The organism is Pseudomonas sp. P1_C12, from assembly GCF_056406435.1.
Genome location: NZ_JBFUAE010000004.1, coordinates 28323 through 48084 on the forward strand (window position 1 = coordinate 28323; position 19762 = coordinate 48084).

Annotated in this window: 16 protein-coding genes; 11 read left to right on the forward strand and 5 right to left on the reverse strand. The window is 59.8% G+C overall.

Annotated elements, in window-relative coordinates:
• Positions 1–42 precede the first annotated feature (42 nt).
• Both AC1D19_RS07475 and AC1D19_RS07480 read right to left on the reverse strand, forming a co-directional pair.
• The gene (locus AC1D19_RS07475; protein WP_008051638.1) at positions 43–672 is read right to left on the reverse strand and encodes a response regulator; all 630 of its coding nucleotides are present in this window, start codon (positions 670–672) and stop codon (positions 43–45) included.
• 17 nt (positions 673–689) lie between these two features.
• On the reverse strand, positions 690–3092 hold the full coding sequence (locus AC1D19_RS07480) for a PAS domain-containing sensor histidine kinase (RefSeq protein WP_477759781.1): 2403 nt from the start codon (positions 3090–3092) through the stop codon (positions 690–692).
• Positions 3093–3165: 73 nt separating this feature from the next.
• Between AC1D19_RS07480 and AC1D19_RS07485 the strand changes: the two genes are divergently transcribed.
• Positions 3166–4155, forward strand: a complete 990-nt coding sequence (locus AC1D19_RS07485) for an alpha/beta hydrolase family protein (protein ID WP_477762839.1) — start codon at positions 3166–3168, stop codon at positions 4153–4155.
• Positions 4156–4279: 124 nt separating this feature from the next.
• Here AC1D19_RS07485 and AC1D19_RS07490 read toward each other — a convergent pair whose 3' ends face one another.
• From AC1D19_RS07490 to AC1D19_RS07500, 3 genes are read right to left on the reverse strand one after another with little or no spacing between them, the layout of a single operon-like run.
• Positions 4280–5047 carry a TerB family tellurite resistance protein gene (locus AC1D19_RS07490; RefSeq protein ID WP_477762840.1) on the reverse strand — a complete coding sequence of 256 codons (768 nt, stop codon included), beginning with the start codon at positions 5045–5047 and terminating at the stop codon, positions 4280–4282.
• 1 nt (position 5048) lies between these two features.
• Entirely contained in the window at positions 5049–5720 is a 672-nt protein-coding gene (murU, locus tag AC1D19_RS07495; protein WP_477762841.1) for an N-acetylmuramate alpha-1-phosphate uridylyltransferase MurU, read from the reverse strand.
• Entirely contained in the window at positions 5717–6736 is a 1020-nt protein-coding gene (locus AC1D19_RS07500; protein ID WP_477756437.1) for an aminoglycoside phosphotransferase family protein, read from the reverse strand. Before AC1D19_RS07500 ends, murU begins: the two co-directional genes overlap by 4 nt.
• A gap of 130 nt (positions 6737–6866) precedes the next feature.
• Here AC1D19_RS07500 and AC1D19_RS07505 point away from each other — a divergent pair, with 130 nt between their 5' ends.
• The 10 genes from AC1D19_RS07505 to AC1D19_RS07550 all read left to right on the forward strand — a co-directional run bounded on the left by AC1D19_RS07505 (position 6867) and on the right by AC1D19_RS07550 (position 19754).
• Positions 6867–9662: an LPS-assembly protein LptD gene (locus AC1D19_RS07505; protein ID WP_477762842.1), complete on the forward strand. Its 2796-nt coding sequence runs from the start codon at positions 6867–6869 to the stop codon at positions 9660–9662.
• Positions 9643–10959 carry a peptidylprolyl isomerase SurA gene (surA, locus tag AC1D19_RS07510; RefSeq protein WP_477755974.1) on the forward strand — a complete coding sequence of 439 codons (1317 nt, stop codon included), beginning with the start codon at positions 9643–9645 and terminating at the stop codon, positions 10957–10959. Before AC1D19_RS07505 ends, surA begins: the two co-directional genes overlap by 20 nt.
• Entirely contained in the window at positions 10956–11945 is a 990-nt protein-coding gene (pdxA, locus tag AC1D19_RS07515) for a 4-hydroxythreonine-4-phosphate dehydrogenase PdxA (RefSeq protein ID WP_477762843.1), read from the forward strand. The genes surA and pdxA overlap by 4 nt, the downstream gene beginning before the upstream one ends.
• Positions 11942–12760 carry a 16S rRNA (adenine(1518)-N(6)/adenine(1519)-N(6))-dimethyltransferase RsmA gene (gene rsmA, locus AC1D19_RS07520; protein WP_477755972.1) on the forward strand — a complete coding sequence of 273 codons (819 nt, stop codon included), beginning with the start codon at positions 11942–11944 and terminating at the stop codon, positions 12758–12760. Before pdxA ends, rsmA begins: the two co-directional genes overlap by 4 nt.
• A gap of 114 nt (positions 12761–12874) precedes the next feature.
• Positions 12875–13255, forward strand: coding sequence for a Co2+/Mg2+ efflux protein ApaG (gene apaG, locus AC1D19_RS07525; RefSeq protein ID WP_007980214.1), 381 nt, complete (start codon positions 12875–12877; stop codon positions 13253–13255).
• Positions 13255–14136: a symmetrical bis(5'-nucleosyl)-tetraphosphatase gene (locus tag AC1D19_RS07530; protein ID WP_477755970.1), complete on the forward strand. Its 882-nt coding sequence runs from the start codon at positions 13255–13257 to the stop codon at positions 14134–14136. Before apaG ends, AC1D19_RS07530 begins: the two co-directional genes overlap by 1 nt.
• Positions 14137–14169: 33 nt before the next feature.
• On the forward strand, positions 14170–14499 hold the full coding sequence (gene glpE, locus AC1D19_RS07535; RefSeq protein ID WP_477762844.1) for a thiosulfate sulfurtransferase GlpE: 330 nt from the start codon (positions 14170–14172) through the stop codon (positions 14497–14499).
• Between the two features lie 297 nt (positions 14500–14796).
• Entirely contained in the window at positions 14797–16719 is a 1923-nt protein-coding gene (locus tag AC1D19_RS07540) for a PrkA family serine protein kinase (RefSeq protein ID WP_108216905.1), read from the forward strand.
• A 204-nt stretch (positions 16720–16923) separates the two neighbouring features.
• Positions 16924–18195 (forward strand): YeaH/YhbH family protein, encoded by a 1272-nt coding sequence (locus AC1D19_RS07545; protein ID WP_007993202.1) that lies wholly within the window; start codon positions 16924–16926, stop codon positions 18193–18195.
• Positions 18192–19754, forward strand: coding sequence for a SpoVR family protein (locus AC1D19_RS07550; protein WP_477754890.1), 1563 nt, complete (start codon positions 18192–18194; stop codon positions 19752–19754). Before AC1D19_RS07545 ends, AC1D19_RS07550 begins: the two co-directional genes overlap by 4 nt.
• Positions 19755–19762: the final 8 nt, after the last annotated feature.

Consider the following 19762-nt stretch of genomic DNA (forward strand, 5'->3'; position numbering starts at 1 on the left):
TCGCGAGCAGGCTCACTCCTACAGTTTTGATTGCGGTGTTGTTTAGAGGAGTTTGTGCTCCATCGCATACTTCACCAGTTCCGCCAACGAGGTGATGTTGAGTTTCTGCATCAGCCGCGCCTTGTGGGTGCTGATGGTTTTGCTGCTCAGCGCCAGTTGCTGAGCGATATCGTTGACGTTGGCGCCCTGGGCCAAGCGTTCGAACACAGAAAATTCGCGCTCGGAGAGCAGCGAATGCAAAGGACGCGAGTCGGTCAGGCCGACCTCGAAGACCATGCGGTCTGCCAGTTCCGGGTCGATATAACGCCCGCCCGACGCCACTTTGCGAATGGCCGTCAGCAACAGCGCCGGGTCGCTGTCCTTGGTCGCATAACCGGCAGCGCCTACCTTCAACGCACGGGCGGCCATTTGCGCTTCATCGTGCATCGACAACACCAGGATCGCCGGCGGATTATTCAGGGCGCGAATCCGCGGAATCGCTTCCAGACCGTTGACACCTGGCATGGAGATGTCCAGCAACACCACTTCGCAGGGCACATGACGCAAGGTGTCGAGCAACTGCTCGCCATTGCTCGCCTCCCCCACCACCAGCAAGTCCTTGGCCAGGCCGATCAACTGCTTGATGCCTTCGCGAACGATGGTGTGGTCTTCGGCTACCAGTACACGAATCACTTGCCCCTCCTCATTGATTACGACTGTCGGCGGTCCAGCGGCACGCGCACACTCAGGGTCGTGCCTTCACCCGGTTCACTCTCAAGGGATAACTCACCACCCATGATCAATACCCGCTCACGCATTCCGACGATCCCAAAGGACGCTGGCCTGCCAAGCGCGGCGACAAATCCTACACCGTCATCGCTGACCGTCAGACACAACTCGTCGCCTTCCAGCGCCAGCGTCAGTTCAACAGTATGCGCCTGGGCGTGGCGCATGACATTGGTCAGCGCTTCCTGAAGGATCCGGAACAGGCCGATAGCCTTGGCGTCGCTGAGCACCGGAAGATTGTCCGGCACTTGCACCAGACACGGGATCTGCGTGCGCGCCTCAAACCGTCGGGCCTGCCATTCGATGGCCGAGGCAATACCCGCATCGAGAATCGGTGGGCGCAATGCAGTCGCCACGTCGCGAACCAATTGGAAGAGTTGAGCGATCAGGCGCTTCATGCTGCCCAGGCGCTCATTAAGGCCTGGATCGAGTTGCGCGTAAGCCAGTTCACACATGGAGGTTTCCAGCTTGAGCACGGTCAGCATCTGACCCAGCTCATCGTGAACTTCCCGGGCGATGCGCGCCTTTTCTTCTTCGCGCACGCTTTCCAGGTGCGCGGACAACTCACGCAGTTGTTCCCGGGAGCTGGCCAGTTCAAGCTCGATGCGCTTGCTCTCGCTGATGTCCCAGACGATACCGTCCCAGACATAGGCTCCGTCTTCCAGCCGGCGGGTGATGGCCTTGATTTCTGCCCAGCGCTGTTCGCCCTGGCGCGTGAGAATTCGACCTTGCCACGACCAGTCGCTGTCGGTATCCAGCGCATGATCCTGGGTCTGGTGATAGCTGGCCTTGTCATCCGGATGCACGAGGCTGCGCAGGCCTTTGTCGCGATGCGCCAGCGTGGCCGGCGAATAACCCACCAGGCTTTCGCTGCCTTCGCTGATGTAGGCAAAGTCGATCTGACCGGTCACCGGCGCCCGCTCCAGGCGGAATACCAGCCCCGGAACATTGGCGGCGATGCCTTGCAGCCGCGCCTCGCTTTCCTGCAAGGCGGCCAGGGCGCGGCGCCGCTCGGTGACGTCGTTGAGGTAAACCACCAGGTATTCGCCATCGCGAAAGCGCAGAAAGCTCAACGAGACATCGGCCGGCAGGATGCTGCCATCGGCCCGCACGCAATTGGATTCGAAACTTTGCGGGCCGTCTTCACTGGCCCGGGCGCGCTTCCACAGGTTCAGCCAACGGTCCATGTGCAGGCCAGGCTCGAAGTCGATCAGGGGTCGATCGATGATCCCTCCGGCCGGATAGCCCAGCATGCTTTCCGCCGCGCGGTTGGCGTAGCGCACGTGGCTGTCCCAGTTGACCCAGAGGATGCCGACAGTGCTCTGGTCGATGGAAAACTGGGTGAGCTGTAACGCCTCTTCGCTGGCGGCGCGCAAGGCGATGTCTTCCTGCGCGGCCAGCAGGCGTTGTTCCAGGTTGTGTTGCTGGCGACGCTGCCAGAACACGATGGCCATGCAGCTTAACGTCAGCACAGCCAGTAACAGGCAGAGGTTCTGCCAAAAGCCCGGAGACTCGGAGAGCCGCGGATACTTGGGCTGCAGCCATTGATTGTGCAGTTGCTCCAGATCCTTGGCCGGGATCGCCCGCAATGCGCTTTCGACGATGCCCGCCAGTTCCGGCTTGTCGCGGCGCGTGGCCACCCGCAGCAGCTGCGGCAGGCCGACATCCCCCACCACCACCAACCCCGCGAACTCCGTCTCGACCGACAAGCGTCCCAATTGCGCCTCATCAACCACCGCATAACCCGCCTGCTGGCCAGTCAGTAATTGCAATGCCTGACGCTCCATCGGGACGCCTTGCAGATTCAGGTGCGGATAGTTGCTACGCAGGTAATCGGCGATGGCGCTGGGCATGCGCACGGCGACGCGGGTCTGGCTATCGAGCTTTTCCAGCTCGACAGCGCCGGCGCTTTTCTGGTCGCTGACCACCAGTTGCGGCACTCGCATGTAAGGGTCGGAAAACTGCCAGAGGCGTAATCCGCCAGGGGTTTGGGTCAGCCCCGGGGCGATGTCGATTTCGCCCTCGCGTGCAGCCGCCTCCAGTTGTTCAAGGTCGGGAAAGTTACGCCAGCTCAGTTCGACGTTGAGGGTCTTTGCCAGCCACTTCATCAAGTCGACATTCACCCCGGACAGGCGCTGCAAGCGGCGATCATATTGCGCATAGGGCGCCTGCAACACCACGCCGACCCGCAACTCGTCCTGCTGCGCCAGCCAGTGTTGTTGTTTCGGGGTCAACTGGGCAACGTGCTCCGGGGGCATGGCCGCCGCCCAACCCATCAAGGGAAACCACAAACAGCCGATAACCCACAGGCAGCGTAAACGCATCATTGAACTCTCACACACTGACAAATACTGACCAACCCATTAGGCTGCCGGAACAACTTCTGGCCTGGAATATCCAATGCCCCCTGTCTACCGCCTGGCACTGCCAGCATTGTGCCTGTCGCTGATCCTGCCATGCGTTTTTTCCGTCGAGGCGGCCGACCCGGCGCCTGCAGCAGCAGAAAAAACCGCCGAAGAAAAACCACTCGAGCGTCAGCCGTTGCCTGAGCGTAGTAAGGAAGAAGCGACTGCACTTGAGCGAAAAATCCCGGCTCAGGAACAGCAACAACTGCAAGTGGGCACCGACACGTTTCTGGCATTGTGGAAACCTGCCAATACCGCCGGCCCCAAAGGTACGGTGATTATCATCCCCGGCACCGGCGAAACCGTTGACTGGCCGCAAGCGGTTGGCCCTTTACGGCGCAAACTGCCGGACACCGAGTGGAGCAGCCTGAGTATCACCTTGCCGGACCTGCAAAGCGATGCCATTGCGCCACGAGTCGTGGAAGCAGCGCCGGCTCCCAAGGCCCCCGAAACCGGCAGCAAAGACTCGACCACCGCGGCCCCCATCGAACAAGTGGCCGGTGGCGAGGCCGACGTGGCCGACAAGGCCATTGCCGAGACCACTGAGGAACAGTCCAAGGCAGATGCCGAGCGCATCTTCGCCCGGATCGACGCCGCGATCGCCTTCGCCGAACAGCAAAGCGCCCGCAGTATCGTGGTGTTGGGGCATGGTTCCGGCGCCTATTGGGCCACGCGTTACCTGAGCGAGAAGCAGCCGTCGCAAGTCGAAAAACTGGTAATGGTTGCCGCCCGGACACCTGTGGCAGCCACACCCGGGCTGGCAGAGCTGACCCCGTCCCTGAAACTGCCGACCGCGGATATTTTCTACAAGGACAAAGCGCTGGATCGCGACGCAGCACTGGAGCGCCTGCAGGCCAGCAAACGCCTGAAGTCATCGGCATTCAACCAGGTCGCACTCAAGGCGTTACCGGATACCAAGGCTGAACAGGAGCAATTGTTCCGTCGGGTGCGGGGTTGGTTGAATCCGCAGAACCCGGTTGACTGATAGACCGAGGCGCCTTCATCGCGAGCAGGCTCGCTCCCACATCAGATCTCCAGCGTTAGAAGATCCCCTGTGGGAGCGAGCCTGCTCGCGATGGGGCCGCCACAAACAACGCAAACCTTCCTTACTAGCGAAAATCCCGCCGCTCCCGAATCAGCGTGTAGGCGTTATGCAGCTCACGCGTTCGCTCGGTAGCCTCACGCACCTGCAACGCCGTCGCGCCACTGCCGGCAATCTTGTCCGGATGATGGCGACTGAGCAGACGCCGATAGGCACGCTTGATCTGCGCCGGTTCAGTGGTGGCCGACACCCCCAAAAGCCTTAACGCTTCCTGATAACTTGGCACGCTGCTGCCCAATGGCCGCTTCTGCGGCTCATAGTCATGGGCCAACGCCTGTACCTGGCGCGGCGTCCAGCCCAGCCACTGGCCCCATTGGCCGATCAACTCACGCTCACTGCTGCCGGCACGACCATCGGCCCAGACCATTCGCCAGCAGGCGCGCAACACGCCTTCCGCCGCATGGGGCTGGGCACTCAGGCGACGCAGATAACCACGTAGCTGGTCGCGGCCTGACTTGCCGCGATTGAACGCGGCTATCGCACGACGCCGGGCCGGCTCGGACATGTCCAGCGCACGCATTTCCGCTCGGGCCTGATCGATGTGCCCGGCCATCACCTGGCCGTCGCACTTGGCCAGGCGCCCCAACAGGACAAATAGCAATTCATCGTTACGCAACACCGGGCGACCGCCCAGCTTTTCCCACAAATGCCCCCAGCTCTGCAGGTGCAAGCGCCGGTCCAGCGCCTGCCCCAACAACGCGCCAAGCAAGGCCCCCGGAATACTGGCTATGGCAAAGCCTGCTCCGGCTCCAATCAGAGTCCCTGGCCACAACATGTCAGCGGCTCGCTTCGATTAATGTTTCAACTTCGGCCAGACGCTCGTGAGTGCCGACATCGACCCAGTGCCCATTCAGCTGTTCGCCAGTCACTTGACCGTCAGCCATGGCCTTGCGCAACAGCGGCGCGAGCTTGAAGGCCCCCGCGGTGCAACCGTCGAACAACTGCGGATGCAACACGGCGATGCCGCTGTAAGTCAGGGTGGCTGATTCCGGCTGACGGTCGTGCACCAGAGTTTCGACCAGGCAGAAGTCCCCGGCCGGATGATGGGGCGGGTTGCTGACCAGCACCAGGTGCGCCAGGCCGTTGATGGGTTGATGCAGCACGCTGAAGTCGTAATCGGTCCAGATGTCACCATTGACCACCACAAACGCTTCATCCCCCAGCAACGGCAATGCGCGGAAAATCCCGCCGCCGGTTTCCAGGGGCTCACCTTCCGCCGAGTACTGGATGCTCACGCCATAATTCGAACCATCGCCCAGATAGTCTTCGATCTGCTGACCGAGCCAGGCGTGATTGATCACGATGTCGGTGAACCCGGCCGCGGCCAGTGCTCGCAGGTGATATTCGATCAGCGGCACGCCGCCTGCACGAACCAGAGGTTTTGGCGTGGCCAGGGTCAGCGGGCGCATGCGCTCGCCTTTGCCCGCTGCCAGAATCATTGCCTTCATGCTTTCACTCCGGCGCGCAGACTGGCCAGCAACACATCCAGCTCGGCCAGTTCAGGACGGCGAGCAATCACCGCTTCTATGTACGCAAAGAAACGTGGCACATCGCCCAGATAACGCGGTTTGCCGTCGCGATGGCAGATGCGCGCAAAAATGCCGATGACTTTCAGATGGCGTTGCACACCCATCAAATCGCTGGCCCGCAGGAAGTCCTCGAACTCGGGTTGCACCGCAATGCCGAGGGCGCTTGCTTGCTGCCAGTAGTTTTCAAGCCAGCCGTTCACGCGCGCCTCGGGCCAGCTGAGAAACGCATCCTTGAACAGGCAGGTCACATCGTAGGTCACCGGGCCGTACACCGCATCCTGGAAATCCAGCACACCGGGATTGGGCTCGCTGAGCATCAGGTTGCGCGGCATGTAGTCACGATGCACCAGGACTTTTGGCTGTGCCAGGGCACTGTCGATCAACAGTTCGCTGACCTGCTGCCAGAGCACTTGCTGCGCCGCGTCGAATTCTATGCCCAATTCGCGCTTCACGTACCACTCAGGGAACAGTTCCAGCTCACGACGCAGCAAGGCCACGTCATAGCTCGGCAATGGCGCAACCATCGGCAACTGCTGGAAAGCCAGCAACGCCTGCAGGGCATCCTTGAACAAATCGTCGGCGTTTTCGTTGTCGATGACGTCCAGATAGGTCTTGTTGCCCAGGTCATTGAGCAAAAGAAAACCGCGCTCGAGGTCTTCGGCATAAATTTTCGGCACATTTATTCCGGATTTGGCCAGCAAAAAGGCGATATCCACGAAGGGTTTGCAGTTTTCCTGGGGCGGCGGCGCGTCCATCACAATGAAACTTTTGCCACCGCCTTCCCAGCGAAAATACCGCCGAAAGCTCGCGTCGCTGCTGGCCGCAGTCAACGTGGCCGGGGGGACGGCGCCCCAGCCCTGCTCGGCAAAAAGGGTCGCCAATTGTTCATCGAGCCAAACATTCAGGTGTTGCAAGCGTACATCTTGATCAGGCATTGCAAGGGTCTCCGACGGCGCTAGCCGTCAAGCGGGTCATGCTTTATTATCCAGCATCTTTTTCAGACCATCGAGAGGCGTGCGGCCCACACCGCGGGCAGATGGCACGCAGGAAGCCCGGACTAATAAGATGGCATTGAAATCCCCCGCGTTTCGTAAAAAATTTCCGTTGTTGGTTACCGGCAGTTTGCTGGCGCTGCAACCCCTTGCCACTTCCTACGTGGTCGCCGCGGAACAGTTTGACTGCTCAGTCTCTGCTTCGGGTTCCTGGGACTGTGCACCAAAGTCGCCGGCGGCTGCATTGCCACCGCGTCCCGTTCATGATGGCAGCGCAGTTTCCGCCACCGGCGAAGCCCCGGCCGAGAACGGTTCCAGCCAAGACACTGGCGCCAAGCCGGTGCTGGTCACCGAGTCCAAAGGCCGTGGCCTGAAGTCGCGTAGCGCAGACTACAGTCACCTCGACTGGGTTCCCCGCGAGCAGCTCACCGCCGCACAATTGGCCGAAACCGGTCCTTATTGCTCTGGTTCCTATATCGAACCGATTCGTCCTGGCATGGATGACAAGACGGATAAAAGTGACGCTCCAACCTTTATCGGCGCAAAAGCCTCCCGCTATAAGCAGGATGAGCAGGTCGCGACCCTGGCCGGCGACGTTGTCATGCGCCAGGGCAGCATGCAGGTCGAAGCCGACGAAGCCAACCTGTACCAGGCCGAGAGCCGTGGCGACCTGAACGGCAACGTGCGCATTCGCGACAACGGCGCACTGATCGTCGGCGACCACGCCGACGTGCAGCTCGACACCGGTGAAGCCAAGGTCGACAACGCCGAATACGTGATGCACAAATCCCGTATCCGCGGTAATGCGCTGTACGCCAAACGTGCCGAGAACGCGATCATCCGCCTCAAGGATGGTACGTACACCACGTGCGAACCGAACAGCAACGCCTGGCAGCTCAAGGGCAACAACATCACCCTGAACCCGGCCACCGGTTTCGGTACGGCGACCAACGTGACGCTGCGGGTCAAGGACATTCCGGTCCTGTACACGCCGTACATCTATTTCCCGATCGACGACCGTCGCCAGTCCGGCTTCCTGCCGCCGACCATTGGCACCGGCAGCGATACCGGCTTCATGCTGGTCACCCCGTACTACTTCAACCTGGCGCCGAACTACGATGCCACGTTGTACCCGCGCTACATGGAAAAGCACGGCTTGTTGATGGAAGGCGAATTCCGCTACCTGACCAAGTCCAGCGAAGGCCAGTTCGGCGCGGCGTACCTCAACGACGAAAGCGACGAGCGCGACAAACAGTCAGACGCCGAAAAAACCCGCTACATGTACAACTGGCAGCACAAGGGTGGTCTCGACTCGCGAGTGCTCACGCAAGTCGACTACACCAAGATCAGCGATCCGTATTACTTCCAGGATCTGCAGACCGACCAGATTGGCGTGAAAAGCCAGGACTACGTGAACCAGCAGGGCTCTGTCACCTATCGCGGCGACAGCTATACCGCTCGCGTAAATGCCCAGGCCTTTCAGCTGGCGACCGTTTCGAACATTACGCCGTACGACCGCCTGCCGCAGATAACCCTCGACGGTATGCTGCCTTATCATCCGGAAGGCCTGGATTTCACGTACAACACCGAAGTCGTACGGTTTGACCGGGATCTGCAGAACGGGGAATACTTTGACGAAGACGGCGTCGGCTCTCCCCGTCTTGATAACAACATTCAAGGTCTGGCTCGCGCCAATGGCGACCGACTCAACCTGGCTCCGGCTGTCAGCCTGCCATTGAACTGGACCTACGGCTTCCTGAAACCGACGCTCAAGTACCAGTACACCCAGTACCAACTGGATCTGGACAACACCGGTAAGGCGCAGATCGCCGCGCAAAGCGCAGAGCAGGACAAGCTCAGCGGGACCTTCGACAGCAACCAGAACCGCGGCGTGCCGATCGCCAGCATCGACAGCGGCCTATACTTCGATCGCAATACCCAGTATTTCGGCAAGAACTACCGCCAGACCCTCGAGCCGCGCCTGTTCTACCTGTACGTGCCTGAAGTCGACCAGGAAGACATCCCGGTATTCGACACCAGCGAAAACACCTTCAACTTTGCATCGCTGTTCCGTGACAACCGCTTCTCCGGTTCCGACCGTGTCGGCGACGAGAACAAATTGTCCCTGGGTGTGACCAGCCGCTGGATCGAAGACAACGGTTTCGAGCGTCAACGCATCAGTGTCGGCCAGGCCTTGTACTTCAAGGACCGTGAAGTCCAGTTGCCAGGCGTGAACTTCAACGACCGTGACGACGCCAAAGCCAGCGTTTCCCCATATGCACTGGAATACGAGTATCGCTGGAACCGCGACTGGCGTACCACGGCCGACTACAACTGGGACCCGGACAGCCGCAGCCCTCGTTCGGGCAGCGCGATGTTCCACTACCAGCCTGAAGACAACCCGAACAAGGTCGTCAACGTTGGCTATCGCTATCGTAACGACCAGGTGATCTATAACCAGAACACCGGTAAATGGCAGTTCGGCGGTGACTACGGCACCCCTGGCCAGCCTGGCTTCGTGAAGGATTACTACAAGATCCAGCAGCACGACTTCTCGGTGATCTGGCCGATCGTGCCGCAATGGAGCGCTATCAGCCGTTGGCAGTATGACTACAACCGCAACCGTACCCTGGAAGCCTTCGGTGGTTTCGAGTACGACAGTTGCTGCTGGAAACTGCGCCTGATCAACCGCTACTTCGTTGATTATGACGAGTTCAGCCAGCAAGCACCGCAAAACGAAAAAGGCGACCATGGCGTCTTCCTCCAAATTGTTCTGAAGGGACTCGGCGGCCTCACCGGCGCCAAGGCAGAGAGCTTCCTCGACAAAGGCATTCAAGGTTATCGTGAACGTGAAGACCAAGCTTTCTGATTGTCTGCGCCCGCTGATGCTGGGCGCGCTGTTCCTGAGCACGGCGGCCAGTGCCGCCGTACAGTCCATCGATAAGGTGGTGGCCATCGTCGACAACGACGTGGTCATGCAGAGCCAACTGGACCAGCGCGTTCATGACGTTCAGCAAACCATTGCCAAGCGTGGCTCTGCCGTGCCGCCGGCCAGTGTGCTGGAGCAGCAGGTACTTGAGCGCCTGATCGTCGAAAACCTGCAATTGCAGATCGGCGATCGCTCTGGCATCCGCATTACCGATGAAGAGTTGAACCAGGCTGTCGGCACCATTGCCCAGCGCAACAACATGTCAGTCGAGCAGTTCCGCGCCGCCCTGACTCGCGACGGCCTGTCCTACGACGACGCGCGTGAGCAGATTCGCCGCGAAATGGTCATCAGCCGTGTGCGCCAGCGTCGGGTTGCCGAACGCATTCAGGTCTCCGAGCAGGAAGTGAAGAACTTCCTGGCGTCCGACTTGGGCAAAATGCAGCTGTCCGAAGAGTTCCACCTGGCCAACATCCTGATTCCTACGCCGGAAAGCGCCAACTCCGACGCGATTCAGAATGCAGCCAAACAGGCCAATGCGATTTACCAGCAACTCAAGCAAGGCGCTGACTTCGGTCAGTTGGCCATCGCCAAGTCCGCCAGCGAAACCGCACTGGAAGGTGGCGACATGGGCTGGCGTAAGGCCGCTCAACTGCCTCCGCCGTTCGATCGGCTGCTGAGCACCATGCCGGTGGGTGATGTCACCCAGCCAATGCGCACCCCGGGTGGTTTCATCATCCTGAAGATTCTCGACAAGCGTGGCGGCGAGACCCAGATGCGCGATGAAGTGCATGTGCGCCACATCCTGGTCAAACCGAGCCCGATCCGCGACGAAGCGAAAACCAAGGCCCTGGCCGAGTCGCTCTACAGCCGTATCGCGGCTGGTGAAGACTTCGGTGAGCTGGCGAAAAGCTACTCGGAAGACCCGGGTTCCGCCCTCAACGGCGGCGACCTGAACTGGATCGACCCGAACGCGCTGGTGCCCGAGTTCCGCGCAGTGATGGCCAAGACCCCGCAAGGTCAGCTGTCCAGGCCGTTCCAGACTCAATACGGCTGGCACGTCCTGGAAGTCCTTGGCCGTCGCGCCACCGACAGCACCTCACAGGCCCGCGAGCAACAGGCAATGACCGTTTTGCGTAACCGCAAATACGACGAAGAGCTGCAAACCTGGCTGCGTCAGATCCGTGATGAAGCGTACGTGGAAATCAAACTCCCTGGCGCCGACCAGGCAGCGCAGTGAAAACCCAACGTTTCGCGCTGACACCCGGTGAACCAGCCGGCATAGGTCCTGACCTGTGCCTGCTGCTCGCCTCCCAAGCCCAGCCCCACCCCCTGATTGCCATTACCAGCCGCGACCTGCTCACTGAGCGGGCCGCGCAACTGGGCGTGGCTGTCGACTTGCTGCCGGTAAAACCGGACAACTGGCCGGATGTACCCGCGCCAGCCAACAGCCTGTATGTCTGGGATACACCGCTCAATGCCAAGGTCGTCACCGGGCAACTGGACAAGGCCAACGCTGCCTTCGTTCTGGAAACCCTGACCCGTGCCGGCCAGGGCTGCCTGAGCGGGGATTTTGCCGGCATGATCACCGCGCCGGTGCACAAAGGCGTGATCAACGAATCCGGCATCGCCTTTTCCGGGCACACGGAATTCCTCGCCGACCTGACCCACACCGCGCAAGTGGTGATGATGCTGGCCACACGTGGCTTGCGCGTGGCCCTGGTGACCACTCACCTGCCCCTTCGCGAGATTGCCGATGCAATCACGCCGGAGCGCCTGGAACGCGTCACGCGAATCCTGCACGCCGACCTGCAAAACAAATTCGGCATCGCCCAGCCACGTATCCTGGTCTGCGGGCTCAACCCCCATGCCGGCGAAGGCGGACACCTGGGCCATGAAGAAATCGATATCATCGAACCCACATTAGAGCGCTTGCGCGGCGAGGGCATGGACCTTCGCGGCCCCCTGCCCGCCGACACTCTGTTTACCCCCAAATATCTGGAGCACTGCGATGCGGTGCTGGCGATGTACCACGACCAGGGCCTGCCGGTGCTGAAGTACAAAGGCTTTGGCGCAGCAGTCAACGTGACCCTCGGCTTGCCGATCATCCGCACCTCGGTCGACCACGGCACTGCCCTGGACCTGGCCGGCAGTGGAAAGATCGACACCGGCAGCCTGCAAGTCGCCCTGGAAACCGCCTACCAGATGGCCGAGACCCGTTTATGACCGAGCAATACCAACACAAGGCGCGCAAACGCTTTGGCCAGAACTTCCTGCACGATGCCGGCGTTATCGACCGTATCCTGCGTTCCATTCATGCCAAGGCAGAAGACCGCCTGCTGGAAATCGGCCCGGGCCAGGGCGCACTGACGCAAGGCCTGCTCAGCAGCGGCGCGCAACTCGACGTGGTGGAACTGGACAAGGACCTGATCCCGATCCTCAACCAGCAGTTTGCCGGCAGGAGCAACTTCAATCTGCATCAGGGCGATGCACTGAAGTTCGACTTCAACAGCCTGAATGCCGCGCCAGGTAGCCTGCGCGTGGTCGGCAACCTGCCGTACAACATCTCCACGCCACTGATTTTTCACCTGTTGCACAACTCGCACCTGATCCGCGACATGCACTTCATGCTGCAAAAGGAAGTGGTCGAGCGCCTGGCTGCCGGTCCTGGTGGAGGTGACTGGGGCCGCCTGTCGATCATGGTTCAGTACCACTGTAGGGTCGAGCACCTGTTCAACGTTGGCCCAGGCGCGTTCAACCCGCCACCGAAAGTCGACTCGGCCATCGTGCGCCTGGTGCCCCACGCGGTATTGCCGCACCCGGCCAAGGATCACCGCTTGCTGGAGCGCGTCGTGCGCGAAGCGTTCAACCAGCGCCGCAAAACCCTGCGCAACACCCTCAAGCTGCTGCTGAGCAATGCCGAAATCGAAGCCGCCGGCGTCGATGGCAGCCTGCGTCCCGAGCAACTCGACCTGGCCGCCTTCGTGCGTCTGGCCGACAAGCTCAGCGAGCAAGCGCCACAAACGCCAGTTGCAGTCTGACAGGCGATAAGCGCTATCGGGTAGGACACCACTCTGGTCTACTACCCGATACTTGGCCTAGACTGAACCCATCAGCTACGCCCCGCGTCCCGCTTCGTTTTTAAGGCCCCTTGCATGTCCGATCCTCGTTATCAGGTCGACGTCAGCGTCGTCACCCGCTATCTGGCAGAACAATCGCAACCCGAGCACGACCGCTTTGCCTTCGCCTACACCATCACCGTGCAAAACAACGGCGAAATGCCCGCCAAACTGCTTTCACGGCACTGGGTCATCACCGATGGTGACGGGCATGTCGAAGAAGTGCGCGGCGCAGGCGTAGTAGGTCAGCAGCCGTTGATCGACCCCGGCAAGAGCCACACCTACAGCAGCGGCACGGTCATGACCACCAAGGTCGGCACCATGCAAGGCACCTATCAGATGCTTTCCGACGACGGCAAACATTTCGATGCCATCATCGCGCCCTTCCGCCTGGCGGTGCCCGGAGCCCTGCACTGATGGCGACGTACGCGGTTGGTGACCTGCAAGGCTGCCTTCAAGCCCTGCAATGCCTGCTCAAACAAGTGGCGTTCGACCCACAACGGGATCGTCTGTGGCTGGTGGGCGACCTGGTCAACCGCGGCCCGCAGTCTCTGGAAACCTTGCGCTTCCTCTACGGCATTCGCGAATCGCTGGTGTGCGTGCTCGGCAACCACGACCTGCACCTGCTGGCGGCCGGACGCAACATCGAGCGCCTGAAGAAGGCCGATACCCTGCGCGAGATCGTTGAAGCGCCGGATTGCGCCGAACTGCTCGAATGGCTGCGCCAGCAAAAGCTCATGCACTACGACGAACAGCGCAACATTGCACTGGTCCATGCCGGCATTCCACCCCAGTGGTCGCTGCGCAAAGCCTTGAAGTGTGCTGCCGAAGTCGAGACTGCCTTGCGTGACGACAACCTGTTGCCGCCTTACCTCGATGGCATGTACGGCAACGATCCGGCGAAATGGGACAACGACCTCAAAGGCGTGACGCGCCTGCGGGCGATCACCAACTATTTCACGCGCATGCGTTTTTGCACCGCCGAAGGCAAACTCGACCTCAAGAGCAAGGAAGGCCTCGATACCGCGCCCGCCGGCTACAAGCCCTGGTTCCAGCACAAGGAGCGCAAGACCAGGGATGTGAAAATCATCTTCGGTCACTGGGCAGCACTGGAAGGCAAGTGCGACGAGCCGGGCATCTCGGCCCTCGACACCGGTTGCGTCTGGGGCGGCGCCCTGACCCTGATGAACGTCGACAGCGGTGAGCGCCTTTCGTGCAAATGCGACGAACACGGTCATGTCGTGCCGCCAGTCGCCTTATCCATTCCCCAAACATCGTCAGCCGGCGCCCCGCGCTAGACTGCCCATTCAGCCGAGCCACAGGAGCCCGCCATGAGCGAATTCAAACGTATCCCCCCGGAACAGGCCCAGGCCCTGCGCGAACAAGGCGCGGTGGTGGTCGACGTCCGAGACCCGGTCACTTTTGCCGCCCTGCACATCGCAGGCTCCAAGCATCTGGACAATCATTCCCTGCACGCTTTCATCCAGGGTGCCGACCTCGACGCACCGACCGTGGTGGTCTGCTATCACGGCAATTCCAGCCAGGGCGCGGCCGCCTACCTGATCAGCCAGGGCTTCTCCGACGTCTACAGCATGGATGGCGGATTTGAGTTGTGGCGTACGACGTATCCAGCAGAAACCGCACAAGGCACCTCCGAATAATTTTTTTGTAACGTTGCAGGCCCCGGCTCCCGCGGGCTGGCGCGGTGGCAGACGAACGGTCTGCCACAAACAATTTCGTATCTCGCCTTTACCTGCCGAATTCCCAACTATCCTTAAGCGCAGGCCATCCAAAACAGGGGAGAGCCGGTACACCGGCGCACGGGTCATCGGGAGTAGCTTTCGGGGCGGTAAGCCTTGAGGGAGTTCTGGGGGGTAAACAGCAACCGCCTGTTCGGTTGCTGCCAGCATCGACTGAGTGATCCGGCGTCGGCTCCACGTATCGAGCGAGGTGACGTCATGAGTATCTTTAGCCACTTCCAACAACGCTTCGAGTCCACACGCCAGGAAGAACTCTCTCTGCAAGAGTACCTGGAGCTGTGCAAAAAGGACCGCAGCGCCTACGTTTCCGCCGCCGAGCGTCTGCTGCTGGCCATCGGAGAACCGGAGCTGCTCGACACCTCGACCAACTCGAGACTGTCGCGAATCTTTTCCAACAAGGTGATCCGCCGCTATCCGGCCTTTGAAGACTTCCACGGGATGGAAGAATGCATCGACCAGATCGTATCGTATTTCCGCCACGCCGCTCAGGGCCTGGAAGAGAAGAAACAGATCCTCTACCTGCTTGGCCCCGTCGGTGGCGGTAAATCGTCCCTGGCCGAGAAGCTCAAGCAACTGATGGAAAAAATACCCTTCTATGCGATCAAGGGCTCGCCGGTTTTCGAATCACCCCTGGGTCTGTTCAACGCCACCGAAGATGGCGCGATCCTCGAGGAAGACTTCGGCATTCCACGGCGCTACCTCAACACCATCATGTCGCCATGGGCCACCAAACGCCTGGCCGAATTCGGTGGCGACATCAGCCAGTTCCGCGTGGTCAAACTCTATCCGTCGATCCTCAACCAGATCGCCGTGGCCAAGACCGAACCGGGCGATGAAAACAACCAGGACATCTCGGCACTGGTGGGTAAGGTCGATATCCGCAAACTGGAGGAATTCCCACAGAACGACGCCGATGCCTACAGCTACTCGGGCGCACTGTGCCGGTCCAACCAGGGTCTGATGGAATTCGTCGAAATGTTCAAGGCACCGATCAAGGTGCTGCACCCATTGCTGACGGCTACCCAGGAAGGCAACTACAACAGCACCGAAGGTCTTGGTGCGATTCCGTTCACCGGGATCCTGCTGGCCCACTCCAACGAATCGGAATGGCATACCTTCCGCAACAACAAGAACAACGAAGCCTTCATCGACCGGATCTACATCGTCAAAGTGCCGTACTGCCTGCGGGTCAGTGACGAAGTGAAGATCTACGACAAGCTGCTGTTCAACAGCTCGCTGGCCAAGGCTCATTGCGCGCCGGATACCCTGAAGATGCTGGCCCAGTTCACCGTGCTCTCGCGCCTCAAGGAGCCGGAAAACTCCAACATCTACTCGAAGATGCGCGTGTACGACGGCGAGAACCTCAAGGACACCGATCCGAAAGCCAAGTCGATCCAGGAATACCGCGACAACGCCGGTGTCGACGAAGGCATGAACGGTCTCTCCACCCGGTTCGCGTTCAAGATCCTGTCGAAGGTGTTCAACTTCGATCCGCACGAAATCGCCGCCAACCCGGTGCACTTGCTCTACGTGCTGGAACAACAGATCGAACAGGAACAGTTCCAGGCGGAGACCCGCGAACGCTATCTGCGCTTCCTCAAGGAGTACCTGGCACCGCGCTATATCGAATTCATCGGCAAGGAGATCCAGACCGCCTACCTCGAGTCCTACAGCGAGTACGGCCAGAACATCTTCGATCGCTATGTGCTGTACGCCGACTTCTGGATCCAGGACCAGGAATACCGCGACCCGGAAACCGGCGAGATCCTCAACCGCGTAGCGTTGAACGAAGAACTGGAGAAAATCGAAAAACCGGCCGGCATCAGCAATCCGAAGGACTTCCGCAACGAAATCGTCAACTTCGTCCTGCGCGCCCGGGCCAACAACAACGGCAAGAACCCGACCTGGCTCAGCTACGAAAAACTGCGGGTGGTCATCGAGAAGAAAATGTTCTCCAACACCGAGGACTTGCTGCCAGTCATCAGCTTCAATGCCAAGGCCAGCAAAGAGGACCAGCAGAAACACAACGACTTCGTCACACGGATGGTCGAGCGGGGCTACACAGACAAACAGGTGCGACTGCTGTCCGAGTGGTACCTGCGGGTCAGAAAATCACAATAAACCGCTGCCGGTCAGACCGGTTGTCGTCAGCCAGAGGCCTGTGTATGCATTTTCTGTTACACAAGCCTCTGGAAGGTGTTCGAAAGTCGGTAGCGAGTTCAAGCAGCATCCACAGCGCTTGGGGGAGCGTCGTACATCCCTTGGCTCTCAGTCCCTTGCTGCATCACCGCTCGCCCCTTTCAGGACAGCTTCTAAGGAGCAGTCATGAGCTATGTGATCGACCGACGTCTCAATGGCAAGAACAAGAGCACGGTGAACCGCCAGCGGTTTCTGCGGCGCTACCGTGATCACATCAAAAAGGCTGTCGAAGAGGCGGTCAGCCGGCGCTCCATTACCGATATGGAACACGGCGAACAAATCAGCATTCCCGGCCGCGACATCGACGAGCCGGTGCTCCACCACGGTCGCGGCGGCAAGCAAACGGTCGTGCACCCGGGCAACAAGGAATTCACCAGCGGCGAACATATCGCCCGCCCACCGGGAGGCGGTGGCGGTAGAGGCCCCGGCAAGGCCGGTAATTCCGGCGAAGGGATGGACGAATTCGTCTTCCAGATCACCCAGGAAGAATTCCTCGAATTCATGTTCGAGGATCTCGAACTGCCCAACCTGGTCAAGCGCAACCTGACCGGCACCGATACCTTCAAGACCGTGCGGGCCGGGATCAGCAACGAGGGCAACCCGTCGCGGATCAACATCATCCGCACCCTGCGTTCAGCCCACGCCCGGCGAATCGCCCTGTCCGGCAGCAGCCGGGCAAAACTGCGCGAAGCCAAGGAAGAACTTCTGCGACTCAAGCAGGAAGAACCAGACAACTTCGGCGATATTCAGGAAATAGAAGCTGAAATCGAAAAACTCAGCGCGCGCATCCACCGCATACCATTTCTCGACACATTCGACCTCAAATACAACCTGCTCATCAAGCAACCCAACCCCAGTTCCAAGGCCGTGATGTTCTGCCTGATGGACGTGTCCGGCTCGATGACCCAGGCGACCAAGGACATCGCCAAGCGCTTCTTTATCCTGCTGTACCTGTTTCTCAAGCGGAACTACGAAAAGATCGACGTCGTGTTCATCCGCCATCACACCAGCGCCCGCGAAGTGGATGAAGAGGAATTTTTCTACTCCCGGGAAACCGGCGGCACCATCGTCTCCAGCGCCCTGAAACTGATGCAGGAGATCATGGCCGAGCGTTATCCGAGCAACGAGTGGAACATCTACGCCGCCCAGGCTTCCGACGGTGATAACTGGAACGACGACTCTCCGATCTGCCGCGACATCCTGATCAACCAGATCATGCCATTCGTGCAGTACTACACTTACGTTGAGATCACCCCGCGCGAACACCAGGCCCTGTGGTTCGAGTACGAGCGCATCGCCGAAGCCTTTTCCGACACTTTTGCCCAGCAACAACTGGTCTCGGCCGGGGATATCTATCCGGTCTTCCGTGAACTCTTCCAGCGCAGGTTAGTGACATGACCGCCAAAGAGCAGAAACGCCAACCCATTTCCACCGGCTCCGAATGGACGTTCGAGCTGATCCAGGCCTACGACCGCGAAATCAGTCGTATTGCGGCTGGCTATGCACTCGATACGTACCCCAACCAGATCGAAGTGATCACCGCCGAGCAAATGATGGACGCCTACGCCTCGGTCGGTATGCCACTGGGTTATCACCACTGGTCCTACGGCAAGCACTTCCTCAGCACCGAAAAGTCCTACACACGCGGCCAGATGGGCCTGGCGTACGAGATCGTGATCAACTCCGACCCGTGCATCGCCTACCTGATGGAAGAAAACACCATCTGCATGCAGGCGCTGGTGGTGGCCCATGCCTGCTACGGGCACAACAGCTTTTTCAAAGGCAATTACCTGTTCCGCACCTGGACCGACGCCAGTTCGATCATCGATTACCTGGTGTTTGCCAAGCAGTACATCATGCAATGCGAAGAGCGCCACGGTATCGACGCGGTCGAGGACCTGCTCGACTCCTGCCATGCACTGATGAACTATGGTGTCGACCGCTACAAACGCCCCTATCCGATCTCCGCGGAAGAAGAACGTCGCCGGCAAAAGGACCGGGAAGAACATCTACAGAAACAGATCAACGATCTGTGGCGCACCATTCCCAAGGGCGCGGACAAGTACAGCGACAAGGACAACGCACGCTTTCCCGCCGAACCTCAGGAAAACATCCTGTACTTCATCGAAAAACACGCGCCGCTGCTGGAGCCATGGCAGCGGGAAATCGTGCGCATCGTGCGCAAGATCGCCCAGTATTTTTATCCACAGCGTCAGACCCAGGTGATGAATGAAGGTTGGGCCACGTTCTGGCACTACACCCTGATGAACGACCTGTACGACGAGGGCCTGGTCACCGACGGCTTCATGATGGAGTTCCTGACATCCCACACCAGCGTGGTCTTTCAGCCGGGCTTCGACAGCCCTTACTACAGCGGAATCAACCCCTACACTCTCGGGTTTGCCATGTACCGGGACATCCGGCGCATGTGCGAAGAACCCACTGAGGAAGATCGCCACTGGTTCCCGGAAATTGCTGGCACAGATTGGCTGGCAGCCATCAAGTTCGCCATGAGCAGCTTCAAGGATGAGAGCTTCATCCTGCAGTACCTGTCGCCCAAGGTGATCCGCGACCTGAAGCTGTTCAGCATTCTCGATGACGACCAGAAGGACGACCTGCTGGTGCCCGCCATTCACGACGAAGGAGGCTACCGCATCATCCGTGAAACTCTCGCGGCACAGTACAACCTGGGCAATCGCGAGCCCAACGTGCAGATCTATAGCATCGACCGGCGTGGTGACCGTTCTCTGACCTTGCGCCACCAACAGCACGACCGCAAACCGCTGGGAGAGTCCACCGAGGAAGTGCTCAAGCACTTGCACCGCCTCTGGGGTTTCGACATTCACCTGGAAACCCTGCAGGGCGATCAGGTCATGAAAACCCATCATGTGCCGCCCAGAAGCGAGCACAGCGAAGGCGATTACGGCCGCCTGGACCTGGCCGTCATCCATCTTTGATCCGGTTT